Below are 328 nucleotides of genomic sequence, written 5' to 3'. Positions count from 1 at the left end.
TACTTCACGAAGGGGTGGACAACACGATCGAAGCCTTGCCCGTGATCATCGAGACGCTCCGCTCCAAGGGTTATCGCTTCGTAACAATTGATAAGATGGTTGCCTCTTTTTAGCTTTTATTAACGTGATCGTAAGATACCTTACAACCTTTTCTTTCTCCTTCTCAGAGGAGCTCTTGGTCAACTTGTTTGTATGGATCACGATGCTTGGAGCATCTATAGTCGCATAGCCAGGCAGAGGCACACTGACAACTGTGGCCAACACGCGCAAAGCACAGTCGCTTACCTCTGCTATGCCCATTGAAAGGCCAGAAACGTCGAAGAAAATG

At 47.6% G+C, this 328-nt stretch carries 1 protein-coding gene; it reads left to right on the top strand.

The genetic code is table 11. The annotated features are described in order from the left end of the window. Positions 1-118: 118 nt before the first annotated feature. Positions 119-229 (top strand): TRAP transporter small permease subunit, encoded by a 111-nt coding sequence (locus EZM41_RS14610; protein ID WP_446697811.1) that lies wholly within the window; start codon positions 119-121, stop codon positions 227-229. The last annotated feature ends 99 nt before the right edge of the window (positions 230-328 follow it).

It is taken from the genome of Acetomicrobium sp. S15 = DSM 107314 (assembly GCF_016125955.1).
In the GTDB taxonomy this organism is placed as follows: domain Bacteria; phylum Synergistota; class Synergistia; order Synergistales; family Thermosynergistaceae; genus Thermosynergistes; species Thermosynergistes pyruvativorans.
Note: the sequence above shows the minus strand (reverse complement) of the source record. Positions and strands in the feature narration are given on the sequence as shown.